The organism is Methylobacterium platani (genome assembly GCF_001653715.1).
In the GTDB taxonomy this organism is placed as follows: Bacteria; Pseudomonadota; Alphaproteobacteria; order Rhizobiales; family Beijerinckiaceae; genus Methylobacterium; species Methylobacterium platani.
On the sequence record NZ_LWHQ01000047.1, the window covers coordinates 178,367 to 191,700 of the forward strand.

Annotated in this window: 17 protein-coding genes; 9 read left to right on the forward strand and 8 right to left on the reverse strand. The window is 72.7% G+C overall.

Annotated features, from left to right (window positions below; translation table 11 throughout):
• Positions 1-185: 185 nt before the first annotated feature.
• The 3 genes from A5481_RS23445 (at position 186) to hemC (ending at position 1,711) form a co-directional block, all read left to right on the forward strand.
• Positions 186-485 (forward strand): antibiotic biosynthesis monooxygenase family protein, encoded by a 300-nt coding sequence (locus A5481_RS23445; RefSeq protein ID WP_048435654.1) that lies wholly within the window; start codon positions 186-188, stop codon positions 483-485.
• 49 nt (positions 486-534) lie between these two features.
• Entirely contained in the window at positions 535-714 is a 180-nt protein-coding gene (locus A5481_RS23450) for a hypothetical protein (protein ID WP_048435655.1), read from the forward strand.
• A 61-nt stretch (positions 715-775) separates the two neighbouring features.
• Entirely contained in the window at positions 776-1,711 is a 936-nt protein-coding gene (hemC, locus tag A5481_RS23455) for a hydroxymethylbilane synthase (RefSeq protein ID WP_048435656.1), read from the forward strand.
• Between the two features lie 16 nt (positions 1,712-1,727).
• Here the strand turns inward: hemC and A5481_RS23460 are convergent, their stop codons facing one another.
• The 3 genes from A5481_RS23460 to A5481_RS23470 all read right to left on the reverse strand — a co-directional run bounded on the left by A5481_RS23460 (position 1,728) and on the right by A5481_RS23470 (position 4,981).
• Complete coding sequence (locus A5481_RS23460) at positions 1,728-2,879, reverse strand: GGDEF domain-containing protein (RefSeq protein ID WP_053082493.1); 1,152 nt, start codon at positions 2,877-2,879, stop codon at positions 1,728-1,730.
• 145 nt (positions 2,880-3,024) lie between these two features.
• A complete protein-coding gene (gene pncB, locus A5481_RS23465) occupies positions 3,025-4,317 on the reverse strand; it encodes a nicotinate phosphoribosyltransferase (RefSeq protein WP_048435657.1) in 1,293 nt (430 codons plus the stop codon).
• Positions 4,318-4,471: 154 nt separating this feature from the next.
• Positions 4,472-4,981: a pyridoxamine 5'-phosphate oxidase family protein gene (locus tag A5481_RS23470; protein WP_048435658.1), complete on the reverse strand. Its 510-nt coding sequence runs from the start codon at positions 4,979-4,981 to the stop codon at positions 4,472-4,474.
• 220 nt (positions 4,982-5,201) lie between these two features.
• On the opposite strand from A5481_RS23470, the gene A5481_RS23475 reads away from it, so the two are divergent.
• The 6 genes from A5481_RS23475 (at position 5,202) to mobA (ending at position 10,163) form a co-directional block, all read left to right on the forward strand.
• Positions 5,202-5,411 (forward strand): TOBE domain-containing protein, encoded by a 210-nt coding sequence (locus A5481_RS23475; protein ID WP_048427261.1) that lies wholly within the window; start codon positions 5,202-5,204, stop codon positions 5,409-5,411.
• 10 nt (positions 5,412-5,421) lie between these two features.
• Positions 5,422-6,450, forward strand: a complete 1,029-nt coding sequence (locus A5481_RS23480) for an ABC transporter substrate-binding protein (protein ID WP_053082494.1) — start codon at positions 5,422-5,424, stop codon at positions 6,448-6,450.
• Positions 6,447-7,484 carry a FecCD family ABC transporter permease gene (locus A5481_RS23485; RefSeq protein ID WP_048435659.1) on the forward strand — a complete coding sequence of 346 codons (1,038 nt, stop codon included), beginning with the start codon at positions 6,447-6,449 and terminating at the stop codon, positions 7,482-7,484. Before A5481_RS23480 ends, A5481_RS23485 begins: the two co-directional genes overlap by 4 nt.
• Positions 7,481-8,254, forward strand: a complete 774-nt coding sequence (locus tag A5481_RS23490) for an ABC transporter ATP-binding protein (RefSeq protein WP_053082495.1) — start codon at positions 7,481-7,483, stop codon at positions 8,252-8,254. The genes A5481_RS23485 and A5481_RS23490 overlap by 4 nt, the downstream gene beginning before the upstream one ends.
• 119 nt (positions 8,255-8,373) lie before the next feature.
• Positions 8,374-9,513 carry an Mrp/NBP35 family ATP-binding protein gene (locus A5481_RS23495; RefSeq protein WP_064504341.1) on the forward strand — a complete coding sequence of 380 codons (1,140 nt, stop codon included), beginning with the start codon at positions 8,374-8,376 and terminating at the stop codon, positions 9,511-9,513.
• The gene (gene mobA, locus A5481_RS23500) at positions 9,510-10,163 is read left to right on the forward strand and encodes a molybdenum cofactor guanylyltransferase MobA (protein WP_280818753.1); all 654 of its coding nucleotides are present in this window, start codon (positions 9,510-9,512) and stop codon (positions 10,161-10,163) included. The genes A5481_RS23495 and mobA overlap by 4 nt, the downstream gene beginning before the upstream one ends.
• A gap of 309 nt (positions 10,164-10,472) precedes the next feature.
• Here mobA and A5481_RS23505 read toward each other — a convergent pair whose 3' ends face one another.
• Genes A5481_RS23505 through A5481_RS23525 form a run of 5 tightly spaced genes read right to left on the reverse strand, consistent with a single transcriptional unit; the run spans position 10,473 to position 13,328 of the window.
• Positions 10,473-10,928: a peptidylprolyl isomerase gene (locus A5481_RS23505; RefSeq protein ID WP_048431657.1), complete on the reverse strand. Its 456-nt coding sequence runs from the start codon at positions 10,926-10,928 to the stop codon at positions 10,473-10,475.
• A complete protein-coding gene (locus A5481_RS23510; protein ID WP_048431658.1) occupies positions 10,925-11,350 on the reverse strand; it encodes a hypothetical protein in 426 nt (141 codons plus the stop codon). Before A5481_RS23510 ends, A5481_RS23505 begins: the two co-directional genes overlap by 4 nt.
• A 42-nt stretch (positions 11,351-11,392) precedes the next feature.
• The gene (locus A5481_RS23515; RefSeq protein ID WP_048431656.1) at positions 11,393-11,941 is read right to left on the reverse strand and encodes a peptidylprolyl isomerase; all 549 of its coding nucleotides are present in this window, start codon (positions 11,939-11,941) and stop codon (positions 11,393-11,395) included.
• Positions 11,942-11,972: 31 nt separating this feature from the next.
• A complete protein-coding gene (coaD, locus tag A5481_RS23520) occupies positions 11,973-12,476 on the reverse strand; it encodes a pantetheine-phosphate adenylyltransferase (RefSeq protein ID WP_048431655.1) in 504 nt (167 codons plus the stop codon).
• A gap of 57 nt (positions 12,477-12,533) precedes the next feature.
• Positions 12,534-13,328, reverse strand: coding sequence for a phosphodiester glycosidase family protein (locus A5481_RS23525; RefSeq protein ID WP_064504342.1), 795 nt, complete (start codon positions 13,326-13,328; stop codon positions 12,534-12,536).
• Positions 13,329-13,334: the final 6 nt, after the last annotated feature.

Below are 13,334 nucleotides of genomic sequence, written 5' to 3' on the forward strand. Positions count from 1 at the left end.
TAACGGCGCCGGCCGGGGGCGGTTGCCCCCCATGCACAGGTCATCCACGGTTTGTGCGCGTCCTGTTCCCGGTTGGCAACCGCCCGCCGGGCTCATCCACCGCGTTCTCCGCCGCCCTCGCGTGGACAAGGCGTGCCGCTTCTTGCATGGCTCGCGCATCTTGGTTCGCATCACGGGAGGATCGCATGGTGCTGGAGATCGCGCAGATCGAGGTGAAGGCCGGCCACGAGGCCGCCTTCGAGGCCGGCGTGAGCAAGGCCGCGGAGCTGTTCCGCCGCGCCAGGGGCTGCCGCGGCATGGAGCTGCAGCGCTCGGTCGAGATCCCGACCCGCTACCGCCTGATGGTGCAGTGGGAGACCGTGGAGAACCACACCGTCGACTTCCGCGAATCGGCGGATTTCCAAGCCTGGCGCGCCCTGGTCTCGGAGCATTTCACCGCCCCGCCGCAAGTCGAGCACACGGTGCTGGCGGTGCAGGGCTTCTGAACCCCGGCCCGGCCCCGGTCGTTTCCCGCGATCACGACGGGAGACGACCATGACCGACGATCGCGCGCCGGACCCGAAGCCCGGCGAGGGGCTGGCCGACGACAGCCTCGGGGCGAGCCGCCGCCCGGCGGGCGCGGGCGGAACGGCGCCCGCGACCGGTACGCCGCAGGGCGGCCGGCCCGCCGACGACCAGGTGCCGCGGGAGGCGCCACCGCAACAGGAGCCGTGACACGGGGCGCCGGGTTCGCTACTCGCGGAAGGGTAGGCTCCTCGATCTCACGGCACTCGCAATGGCCCGACGTCCCCTGCGCATCGGCACCCGCGGCAGCCCGATGGCGCTCGCCCAGACCGGCATGGTGCGAGACCGCATCGCGGCGGCCCATCCGGACCTCGCCGAGCCCGGCGCGATGGAGCTGGTCGTCGTCACCACGGTGGCCGACAAGGTGCTCGATCGCCCGCTCTCCGAGATCGGCGGCAAGGGCCTGTTCACCAAGGAATTGGAACAGGCGCTGCTGACCGATCAGGTCGACATCGCCGTCCACTCGATGAAGGACGTCGAGACCTGGCTGCCGGACGGCCTCGTCATCGCCTGCATCCTGGAGCGCGACGATCCGCGCGACGCCTTCCTGTCGCCGCGGGCGGGAAGCCTCGCCGCCCTGGCGCCGGGCAGCCGGGTCGGCACCTCGTCCCTGCGCCGCGGCGCCCAGGTGCTGATGCGCCGGCCCGACCTGCAGATCGTCCCGTTGCGCGGCAACGCCAACACCCGGATGAAGCGGCTCGAGGAGGGCGCCTGCGACGCCACCCTGCTGGCCATCGCCGGGCTCGAGCGCCTCGGCCTCGCCGACCGCGCGCAGGAGGTCCTGCCGGTGAGCGAGATGCTGCCGGCGGTGGCGCAGGGCGCGCTCGGCATCGAGTGCCGGGCCGGCGACACCGACCTGATCGCGCGCCTGCAGGCCGTCGCCTGCCCCACGACCACGATCGCGGTCGGTGCCGAGCGGGCGCTGCTCGAGGAACTCGACGGTTCCTGCCGCACCCCGATCGCGGCGCTCGCCCGGATCGACGGCGACCGGCTCACCCTCGACGGCATCCTGTTCCTGCCCGACGGCAGCGCCCACTGGGCCACCCACCGCAGCGGCCGCGCCGCCGACGCCCTGGCGATCGGCCGCGAGGCCGGGGCGGAGCTGAAGGCGAAGGCGGGCGAGACCTACCGGGCGAAGCTGCAATAGCGGCGGGCCGACCGCCTCACGAGGCGAACGCCCTCGGACCGGCCTCGGGCGCGGCCGAGGCGCGGTAGGATCCGGCGGCGAGGCCGGCCGCCGCCACGCCGCCGCCGCGCCGCTTGACCGCGTAGGAGGCCTCGTCCGCCTTGCCGATCAACGCATCGAGATCGGCCGCGTGCGACGGCGCGCAGGCGTAGCCGAGGCTCAGCCCGATGCTGACGGTCTCCCCCGAAAGCCGGTAGGGCGCGCCGAGGGCGTGGACGATGCGGCGCGCGAAGGCCTCCGCCTCCCGGGGGTGCCGCACCGAGGGCTGGAGCACCACGAACTCGTCGCCGCCCACCCGCGCGGCCACCGCCGGCGCGGCGGCGAGGAGGCGCAGCCGCGCGCCGATCTCCTGCAGCAGGGCGTCGCCGGCCGCGTGCCCGTAGCGGTCGTTGACCGGCTTGAAGCCGTCGAGGTCGAAGCAATGGACCGCGACGGCATCGTCGGCCGTCCCGGGCAGGCCGCGGAACGCCCGGCGCAGGCCGAGCCGGTTGGCGAGCCCGGTCAGGGCGTCGCTGCGGGCCAGCGCCGCCATGTCGAGGCGCAGCGTGATCTGCCGGACCGCGTTGCGGTAGGTGAACAGCACGCCGTGGAGGGCCCCGAGGAGGAAGAGGGCGAACATCGCCGCCAGGATGTGCTGCGGCCCGCGTCCGAACCAGGCCGCCGTCCCGATCGCCGGCAGGGCGGCCAGCAGCAGGGCGCCCGCCGCCATGCCCGGCCGGATGGAGAGATGGGTGACGACGCCGGAGCAGTAGCCGAACAGCAGCCCCGTCGCGAGCATCTGCATGTCCATGTCGGCCTGCGCGAAGGTCCGCCCGGTGAGCGTGCCGATCGAGGCCGCGACCAGTGCGGTCGTCGCGATGTGGCCGCGCTCCCAGCGGCGGGCCTCGATCCGCGACAGCGGCCCGCGCGCGGTCCGACGCAGCTGGTGAGCGATGAGCACGAGCTTGGCGGCCGAGGCCGTCCCGCCGGTCAGCGCCGCCGCGAGCAGGAGCCCGTCGCCGAGGGTGTGGGCGACGAACAGCCCCACTCCCAGCAGGGTGGCGCCCATGATGCCGTTGGGGACGGCGATGCGGGCGAGCTCGGCGACCAGCGCGACATGGATGTCGTCCGAGTTCGTGCGTAGGGGCATCCGCCGTGATTCCGGTCCCGTGACAGGCCGGGACGGAACCACGGAATTGGTGACGAATCCGACAATCTTGCTACGATAATGCCGGATTGTTCCGGATCGTCCGTCGATCCTTGCGTCAGGAACCGGGACTCGACGGCACGATACTCTACACCAGCACAGGCAAGGCCTGCTGCGCGCCCACGCCGAACACCCGCTTGTAGCGCTCGACCTCCTCCTCCGGCCCGAGCGCCTTGGTCGGGTTGTCGGAGAGCTTCACGGTCGGATGGCCGTTGGCGGAGATCACCTTGCAGACGATCGAGATCGGGTCGAGGCGGCCGTCCGGCGCCAGGCCGCGGAAATCGTTGGTGAGCAGCGTGCCCCAGCCGTAGCCGATGCGCAGGCGGCCGTGGAAGTGGCGGTGGATCCGCTCGATCACGTCGACGTCGAGCCCGTCGGAGAAGATCGCCAGCTTCTCGCGCGGGTTGCGGCCGTGCTTGGTCCACCAGCGGATCGCCTCCTCGCCGCCCTCGATCGGGTCCTTCGAATCGATGCGGATGCCGGTCCAGTCGGCCATCCAGGCCGGGCCGCGCTCCAGGAAGCCGGTGGTGCCGTAGGTGTCGGGCAGGATCACCAGCAGGTTGCCGGCGTAATCCCGCTGCCAGTCGGCGAGCACGAGGTAGGGCGCGCGGGCGAGATCCTCCTCGGCCTCGGCGAGCGCCGAGTAGACCATCGGCAGTTCGTGCGCGTTGGTGCCGACCGCCTCGATGTCGTGGCGCAGCGCGATCAGGCAGTTCGAGGTGCCGAGGAAACCCGGCCCCAGGCCCTCGATCATCGCCTCGACGCACCAGTCCTGCCACAGGAAGCCGTGGCGGCGGCGCGTGCCGAAATCGGCGATCGAGAGGCCCGGCAGGGTCTTCAGCCGCTCGATCTTCTCCCAGATCCGGGTCATCGCCCGGGCGTAGAGCACCTGGAGCTCGAACTTGCCCATCCCCTTGAGCACGCCGCGCGAGCGCAGCTCGTTGAGGATGGCGAGTGCGGGCACCTCCCACATCGTGGTCTCGATCCACGGGCCGTGGAAGGTGAGCACGTACTGCCCGTCCTGCTTCTCCAGGAGGTAGTCGGGAAAGCGGAAGTTCTCGAGCCAGTCCATGAAGTCCGGCGAGAACATCTGGCGCCTTCCGTAGAAGGTGTTGCCGCGCAGCCAGGTCGATTCGCCCCGGGTCAGCCGCAGCGACCGGCAATGGTCGAGCTGCTCGCGCAATTCGCCGGGGTCGATCAGGTCGGCGAGCCGGACCCGGCTGGTGCGGTTCTGGATCCCGAAGGTGACCGAGACGTTCCGGTGGCGCCGGAAGATCGTCTGCGCCATCAGGAGCTTGTAGAAATCCGTGTCGAGCACGGAGCGGATGATCGGGTCGATCTTCCAGGTGTGGTTGTAGACCCTGGTCGCGAGATCGAGCATCGCCCGTGCCTGCCTGCCTCGGGCCGCCTCCTGCGGGCGGCCGAACCGTCGCCCCTCGGGCGGGGCGACGGCGGGTGCGAAGCCGGCACGGTTCGGGCCGCCGAGTCAAGCGCCGGCCCGAGCTTGTCCGCATCACTCAGGGGGACTCTCCGCCTCAGCGGGCGCCGAGGTCGACCGCCTTCTTCTCGGTCTTCGGCGACTCGCCGGTCACCGCCGCCTTCACGTAGCCGTAGAGGTGCAGCATGGTCGAGTTCGGGCTGTCCCAGTACTCGCCCTTCTCGGGGTGGACGCGGATCAGCGCGATCGACGGATCGTCCTTGCCGCCCGGGAACCAGGTCTTCAGGCCCTCGCTCCACTTGGCCTCGATCTGCGCCTTGTCGCGCACGATCTCGGCCTTGCCCGACACCGAGACGTAGTTCTGGCTCGACGGGTCGGAATAGGACAGGTTGACCTGGTTGTCGCGGCCGATCTCGTTCGTCACCGGCGCATCCTGCTTGACGAAGAACCACAGGTCGCCGGCCTCGTCCGCGTCCTGGTTCCACATCGGGCGGCTGCGCAGCTGCCCGTCGGAATCGGCCGTGGTCATCATCGCGACCTTCACGTCCTTGATCATCGCGAAGAGCTTCTTTGCGCCCTCGTGGTCGCGGTGGCTGCCCTGGTGCATCCGTCGGTCTCCCTCGAACAAACGTCGCGAGCGGGCGGGCCCGCTCGAAGCTGCACGACAACGGGCGATGCCGGCTTTGGTTTCGGTTCCCCGCATCCGAAACCCGGCAGTGATTTCGGGCGCGGACGGCTCGCCGGGCGGGGGACCCCGCCTATCTGTGCGGGAGGGCGATCCGCGCGGCGGACCGCCGATCGCGTTCGACGTGAAGACGGGTCCCGAGATGAAGATCAGCGCGCGCAACCAGCTCGACGGCAAGGTCGTCGAGGTCAAGAAGGGCGCCACCACCGCCCATGTCCGGGTCGAGCTCGCCGGCGGGCAGGTCGTCACCGCGGCGATCACCAACGAATCCGCCGACGAGCTGGGCCTCGCCCCCGGCAAGACCGTCAAGGCGGTGATCAAGTCCAGCGACGTGATGATCGCGACGGATTGATCCCTTGGCGATGCGGCCCGACCGGCGCTCCCTGCTCATCGGCTCCGCGGCCCTTGCGCTGGCCGGGCCTGCCCATGCCGCCGAGCCCCTGCGGGACGATGCCGGCCGGGCGCTCGACGGCGTGAAGCGACCGGTCGCCCGGGTCTTTCCCGCCGGCCCGCCGGCGGCGATCCTGCTCTACACCCTGGCGCCCGACCTGCTCCTCGGCTGGCCGCGGGCGATCCGCCCGGCGGAGAAGCCCTATCTCCTGCCGCAGGCCGCCGACCTGCCGGAGGTCGGGCGCCTCACCGGGCGCGGCAACACCGCCAACCTCGAAGCGGTGCTGGCGCTCAAGCCCGACCTGATCCTCGACATCGGCTCGACCGCCGAGACCTACCGGTCGCTGGCCGACCGGGTGCAGGACCAGACCGGCATCCCCACCGCCCTCCTCGACGGGCGCCTCGCCTCCACGCCCGCCACCTATCGCCGCCTCGGCCGCCTCCTCGGGCGCGAGGCCGCCGCCGAGCCCCTCGCGGCCCTCGCCGAGGGCATCCTGGCGACGATGCGCGAGCGCGTCGCCGCGGTGCCGCCGGAGAAGCGGCCCCGGGTCTACCTCGCCCGCGGCCCCCGCGGCCTCGAGACCGCGCGGGCGGGGGCGATCAACGTCGAGGCGCTGGCGCTGATGGGCGCCGTCGACGTCGCGGGTCCCGGCGGCGGCCTGGCGCAGGTCTCGCCCGAGGACGTGGTGACGTGGGCGCCCGAGGTGATCGTCGCCCTCGATCCCGCCTTCGCGGCGGCGGCGCGGCAGGATCCGCTCTGGCAGGCGACGCCCGCCCTGGCGAGGAACCGCCTGTACGTCAGCCCGTCGCTGCCCTTCGGCTGGGTCGATTTCCCGCCCTCGGTCAACCGCCTCGTCGGCCTGTGGTGGCTCGGCAGGATCCTGTATCCGGCGCAGTTTCCGGAGGACATCCGGGCCATCGCCCGCGACCTCTACGGCCGGCTCTACCACGTGACGCCGGACGATCCCGCCCTCGACCGTGTGCTGGCGGGAGCCCTGTGAGCGGCATCGCGCTCGCGAGTACCCGGGCCGTCCGGCTCGGCGGGCCGTGGCTGGCGCTCCTCGCCCTGGTGCTCGCCGCCGCCCTCGCCTTCGGGGTCGGGCGCTACCCGGTCTCGCTCCTCGACGTCGCCCGGGTGCTCGCCGGCCGCCTGACCGGCCACGCCCCGGACGTGGCGCCGGCGGTCGAGGCGGTGATCCTGCAGATCCGCGGGCCGCGCATCGCCGCCGCGATCCTGGTCGGCGCGGCGCTCTCGGTCGCCGGCACCGCCTTCCAGGGGCTGTTTCGCAATCCCCTCGTCTCGCCCGACATCCTCGGCGCCTCCTCGGGCGCGGCCCTCGGCGCGGTCACCGGCATCTGGCTCTCGCTCGGGGTGCTGGCGATCGAGGGGCTGGCCTTCGCCGGCGGCCTCGGGGCGGTCGCCTGCGTCTACGCGCTCGGGACCGCCCTGTCGGGGCGCGATCCCGTCCTGGTGCTGGTGCTCGCCGGAATCGTCATCGGCTCGCTCCTCGGGGCCGGGGTCGGGCTGATCAAGTACCTCGCCGATCCCTACAACCAGCTTCCGGCGATGACCTTCTGGCTGCTCGGCAGCCTGTCGGGCACGCACCCCTCCGACCTCCTGCCGCTCGCCGGTCCCGTGATCCTCGGCACCGGGCTGCTGCTCCTGCTGCGCTGGCGCCTCGACGTCCTGTCCCTGCCGGACGAAGAGGCGCGCTCGCTCGGCCTCGCCACCGGCCCGTTGCGCATCGCCGTCGTGGCCGCCGCCACCCTCGTGACGGCGGCGAGCGTCGCGACGGCGGGCATCGTCGGCTGGGTCGGCCTGGTGGTGCCGCACCTCGCCCGCTTCCTCGTCGGCCCCGGCTTCGGCCGGCTGATCCCGACGGCGGCGCTCCTCGGGGCCGGGACCTTGCTCGTCATCGACACGCTCGCCCGCACGGTGGCCCCGGTCGAGGTGCCGCTCGGCATCCTCACCGCCTTCGTCGGCACACCGATCTTCCTGTGGCTGCTCGCGCGGGCGGAGCGCGACTGGTCGTGACCCTGCTCCAGGCCGACGCCCTCGCCTTCGGCTATCCCGGCCGGGAGATCGGGCGCGACCTCGCTCTGCGGCTCGCCGCCGGCGAGGCCCTGGCGCTGCTCGGACCCAACGGCGGCGGCAAGACCACGCTCCTGAAGACCCTGCTCGGCCTGCTGCCGGCCTTGGACGGCACGATCCGGGTCGAGGGGCGCCCGCTCGCCGACCTCACCGCCCGGGAGCGCGCGCGGGCGATGGCCTACGTCCCGCAGGCCGCGGCGAGCGCCTTCGCCTTCACGGCCCGGGCCGTGGTGCTGATGGGGCGCACCAGCCGCACCGGGCTCCTCTCCGCCCCGTCCCGGGCCGACCACGCGGCGGCGGAAGCGGCGCTTCACCGGATGGGCATCGCCCATCTCGCCGAGCGGCCGGTGACGCGGCTCTCGGGCGGCGAGCGCCAATTGGTGCTGGTCGCCCGGGCGCTGGCGCAGGAGCCCCGCATCGTCGTCCTCGACGAGCCGACCGCCAGCCTCGATTTCGGCAACCAGGGCCGGGTGATGGCCGAGATCCTGCGCCTGCGCGCCGACGGGCTCGGCCTCCTCTTCACCACCCACGACCCCAACCAGGCCGCCCGCTACGCCGACCGGGCGCTGCTCCTGCGCGGCGGCCGCCCGCTCGCCGCCGGGCCGGTGGCGGAGGTGCTGGATGCCGCTGCCTTGAGCCGGCTCTACGGCGCGCCGGTCGAGGAGGTGCGGGATACGGAGAGCGGGGCGCGGGCCTTCCTGCCGGGCCGGTGAGACAGTCCCGTTCCGGCCCACGCCCCCACCGATGGCCATCGCCGCCGCGCTGGCGTTTCCCGGCGCAGGGGTTACATGACGCGGGAACGGACGAACTGCGAAATCAGGAGCGAGGCGACGTGGCGATCACCCGGGACGACGTGCTGAAGGCGCTCGCGGGCGTGACGGTCGATGCGGCGGGGACCAGCCTGCCGGCCTCCGGCCGCCTGTCGGAGATCGTCATCGACCCCGCGGGCCGGGTGGTGTTCTCGATCGGCATCGCGCCGCCGGAGGCCAAGGCCTTCGAGGCGGTGCGGCAGGCGGCCGAGATCGCGGTCCTGCAACTGCCCGGCGTCAAGGCGGCGCTGGCGAGCCTCACCGCCGAGCGCGGGCCGGGCGCCGGCCCCGCCCCGGCCCCGCGTCCCGCGGCGCCCGGCGGAGCCCCACAAGGCGGTCCCCGCCCCGGCCCGGCCCTGCCGGGGGTGCGCCACATCGTGGCGGTGGCCTCGGGCAAGGGCGGCGTCGGCAAGTCGACCACCGCCTGCAACCTCGCGCTGGCGCTTCGCGCGCAAGGCCTGAAGGTCGGCCTGCTCGACGCCGACATCTACGGCCCCTCGGTCCCGAAGCTCTTCGGCCTCGACCGCAAGCCCGAGACGATCAACACGCCGCAAGGCCAGCGCATCGTGCCGCTCAACGGCTACGGCCTCGCGGTGATGTCGATCGGCTTCCTGATCTCCGCCGACACGGCGATGATCTGGCGCGGCCCGATGGTGCAGTCGGCCCTGACCCAGCTCCTGCGCGAGGTCGCCTGGGGCGAGCTCGACGTCCTGATCGTCGACATGCCCCCCGGCACCGGCGACGCGCAGCTGACCCTGGCCCAGGCCACGCCGCTCGCCGGCGCGGTGATCGTCTCGACGCCGCAGGACCTGGCGCTCATCGATGCGCGGCGCGCCGTCACGATGTTCCGCCGGGTCGAGGTGCCGATCCTCGGCGTGGTCGAGAACATGGCGACCTTCGTCTGCCCGCATTGCGGCGGCACCTCGCACATCTTCGGCCATGGCGGCGCCCGCCACGAGGCCGAGACCCTGGGCGTGCCGTTCCTCGGCGAGGTGCCGCTCAACATGACGATCCGCGAATCCTCCGATTCCGGCCGCCCCGTCGTCGCGGTCGATCCCGACGGGCCGCAGGCCGCCGCCTACCGGGCGATCGCCGCCAACCTCTGGACGACGCTGAGCGGCGGCGCCGGGCCGCGCCCGGCCCCCCGGATCGTGATCGAGTGAGCCTCGATCCGGCGGGCGTGCCCCCGACCCTCGGGGTGATCCTGGCCGGCGGGCTCTCCCGCCGGATGGGCGGCGGCGACAAGCCGCTGCTGCGGCTCGGCGACCGGACCCTGCTCGAACGGGTCGCCGATCGGCTGCGCCCGCAATGCGCAGCCGGGCTGATCCTCAACGCCAACGGCGATCCGGGCCGGTTTCGCGCCTTCACCGGCTTCGTGGTGCCGGATTCGATCCCCGACGCGCCCGGACCGCTCGCCGGCGTGCTCGCCGCCCTCGATTTCTGCGCGAGCCACCATCCCGACGTCGCTTACGTCGCGAGCGTCGCCGGCGACACGCCGTTCCTGCCCCACGACCTCGTCGCCCGCCTCCACGCGGCGCGGGCGCGAGACGGCGTCGAGGTGGCGGTGGCGGCCTCGGGCGGGCAGCTGCATTTCGTGAATGCGGTCTGGGCGGTGTCCCTGCGCCACGACCTGCGGGCGGCCCTCGTCGAGCGCGGCCTGCGGCGCGTGGGGATGTGGATCGCCCGGCACAACGCCGCGGAGGCGGCGTGGGAGACGGAGCCGGTGGATCCGTTCCTGAACCTCAACACGCCGGAGGATGTCTTCGCGGCGGAGCGGCTGCTGGCCGGTGAGGAACGCTCGGCCATCCAGTGAAGCGCGGACTTGAACCCTCCCCCTCTGCGCAGGGCTGGCCGGGGAAAATCCCTTTAAAGATCAAGCGCGGGATCCCCTCTCCCGTGTGGGAGAGGGGATCCCGCGCCAATCTTTTCCCCGGACAGCCCTGCCCTCTGCGGGGGAGGGTGCTCCACGGAGTGGGGCGGGAGAGGGGACGCCGCTTCCGGAAAGGTCGCGCGCTTGATGAAGGACGCTCTCTCGATCAGCGTCGCGCTGCCCCTCTCCCGGCCCCTGCTGACGCAGGGTCCACCCTCCCCCGCAGAGGGGGGAGGGTTCAAAAGCGCGGGCTTACGCCTCGACGCGCATCGTCTTGATGGTGTCGGGATCGCGCACGGGCTCGCCGCGCTTGATCTGGTCGATCACGTCCATGCCCTCAATCACCTTGCCCCACACCGTGTACTGCTTGTCGAGGAAGCGGGCGTCGGAGAAGCAGATGAAGAACTGCGAGTTGGCCGAGTGCGGGAAGTTGGTGCGGGCCATCGAGCAGGTGCCGCGGACGTGCGGCTCGGCGTTGAACTCGGCCTTCAGGTCGGGCAGCTCGGAGCCGCCGGTGCCGGTGCCGGTCGGGTCGCCGGTCTGGGCCATGAAGCCGTCGATGACGCGGTGGAACGGCACGCCGTCGTAGAAGCCCTGCTCCGAGAGGGTCGTAATGCGCTCGACGTGGTTGGGGGCGAGGTCGGGGCGCAGCTCGATGACCACGCGGCCCTTGCTGGTCTCCATCACGAGTCGGTTGCTGTCGGTCATGGTCGGTCTCCTTGATTCGGACCAGGGTAGACGAAACGCAGGGCGATGGGACGCCCCGCGACGGCGCCGCCGAGCCCCGCCGTCAGCCGCGCCGGGGTGCAGCGGGCGAGCGACGCCAGGGTCTCGGCGACGAGCGCGTCCCGCTGCCGGGGCGGAACGCGCGTGAAGGTGATCCGCGGGCGGCCCTGCAGGCTGCCGTCCCGCCGCAGCGCGAACCGCGCGGTGATCGCGGCGGCTCCGAGATCGGCCGGGGCGCGCCAGCAGGCGGCGAGCCGGGGATAGAGCGCCGCGAGGGTGTCGGCCGGTCCCGCGGGATTCGCCGTCACCGGCACACGCACGGTCGCCCGCAGGGTGGTCGGCAGCGAGAGCACCGAGGGGTTGTCGTAGACGTCGAACTGCGCGGCGGCGGGCGAGCCAGACACCGCCAGCGCGAGGCCGGCGCGGAAAAGCCCGCCGCGCAAGGCTTACTGGCCGTCCTGCGCCAGGCTCATCCGGACGATCTTGTCCGGGTTCTGCACGCTGCCGTTCTGGGCCGAGGAGCCCTTCTTGATCTTGTCGACCACGTCCATGCCCGAGGTCACCTCGCCCACCACCGTGTACTGGTTGTTGAGGAACGGGGCGTCGCCGAAGCAGATGAAGAACTGGGAATTGGCCGAGTTCGGGTCCTGCGAGCGGGCCATGCCGACGGTGCCGCGCTTGAACGGCGCCTTGGAGAACTCCGCCGGGATGTTCGGCAGGTCGGACTTGCCCATGCCGGTGCCGGTCGGGTCGCCGGTCTGGGCCATGAAGCCGTCGATGACGCGGTGGAACACGATGCCGTTGTAGAAGCCGCGCTTCGTCAGCGTCTTGATCTGCTGGACGTGCTTGGGCGCGAGGTCGGGGCGCAGCTGGATGGTGATCCGGCCGTCCTTGGTGTCGAGGTAGACGGTGTTCTGGTCGGGCGCGGCGCTCGCCGGGGCGGCGATGCCGAGGGCGGCGACGGACAGCACCAGGGCTGCGAGCCAGCGGATCATGGGGGTCTCCTGGGTGGAAAAGTCGGCCGCGTCAGGCGGACGGGGCGAAGCGGGCGCCGAGGCGGTCGGCCACCGCCGCGGGCACGAAGGGCCGCACGTCGCCGCCCATGGCGGCGATCTGGCGGACCAGGGTGGCGGTGATCGGCCGCACGCCGGTCGAGGCCGGCAGGAACACGGTCTGCACCTCCGGCGCCATGGCGCCGTTCATGCCGGCGAGCTGCATCTCGTAGTCGAGATCGGTGCCGTCGCGCAAACCGCGGATGAACAGGCTGGCGCCGTGCCGGCGCGCCGCCGCCACCGCGAGGTCGGCGAAGGTGACGACCTCGAGCGCGGTCCCGGTCTCGGCGGCGAGCGGGCCGCAGGTGGCCCGGATCAGCTCCGCCCGCTCCTCGGCGGAGAAGAGCGGGGTCTTGCCCGGATGCACGCCGATCGCCACGACGAGGCGGCCGACCAGGCGGCAGGCCTGGCGCACCACGTCGAGATGGCCGTTGGTCACCGGATCGAAGGAGCCGGCATAGAGCGCGGTGCGGTTCATCGTGGTCCCCCTAGAGCATTTTCGGCCTCGACGGAACCGCCCGCCCCTTCGCCCGCCTCACTTGACGACCGCCCCGACCAGCGGCCCGAGCGGCCGGCTCAGGTCCTGGCGGCCGAGCGACGGGGCGTAGAGGCTCGACACGCTGCCGTCGAGGAAGAGCGCGTTGGGGCAGCCCAGGGCATCGCGAAACAGCCGCGCGAAGGCCCCGAAGCTCACCGGCGCCTCCGAGATCGCGAACACCGCGGTATGCCCGTCCGGCCGCACGCCGACGCCGTTGCGGATCTTCTGCGACGGGCCGTCCTCGGAGATCCTGGGGTGGATGCGGTTGTTGATCACCAGCATCGGGCCGGATTGCGTCGCGAACTCGGCCCGCGGATGCGCCTTCAGGTAGCGCCCGGTCTCGAGCACTCCGGCCCGGTCCCCGGCGACGTAGAACACGCCGTTGGGCTTCATGTGGAAGTTGCCCGGGCCGTTGGCGGTGTTGGCGGCCTTCAGCTCGTGCCCGTCCTCGACGTAGAGGCCGACGGGGCCGAGGCCGGTATCGTACATCCCGGCATTCATCGCGAAGGCGAGTTTTTCGCCCTGCTGGCCGGCGAGCCGCGAGAGCGAGCCGTAGGGCAGCCCGTCGGGCCCGCGCCAGAACAGCTTCACCCGGGCGCGCCGCAGGTCGACGGTGCAGACGGCGTAGGCCTGGCCCTCGTGGGTCTGCGGCCGGCACAGGGCCGCGGGGGCGGAGGCGGGAGACGAGGCCGCAGGGGCGGGGCCGGGCGCCGCAGGGACAGGGCCGGCCGGAAGCCAGCAGCATCCCGCCCCGAGCAGCAACGCCCCGATCCGTCCCGCCAGTCCCGCCATGTGCCT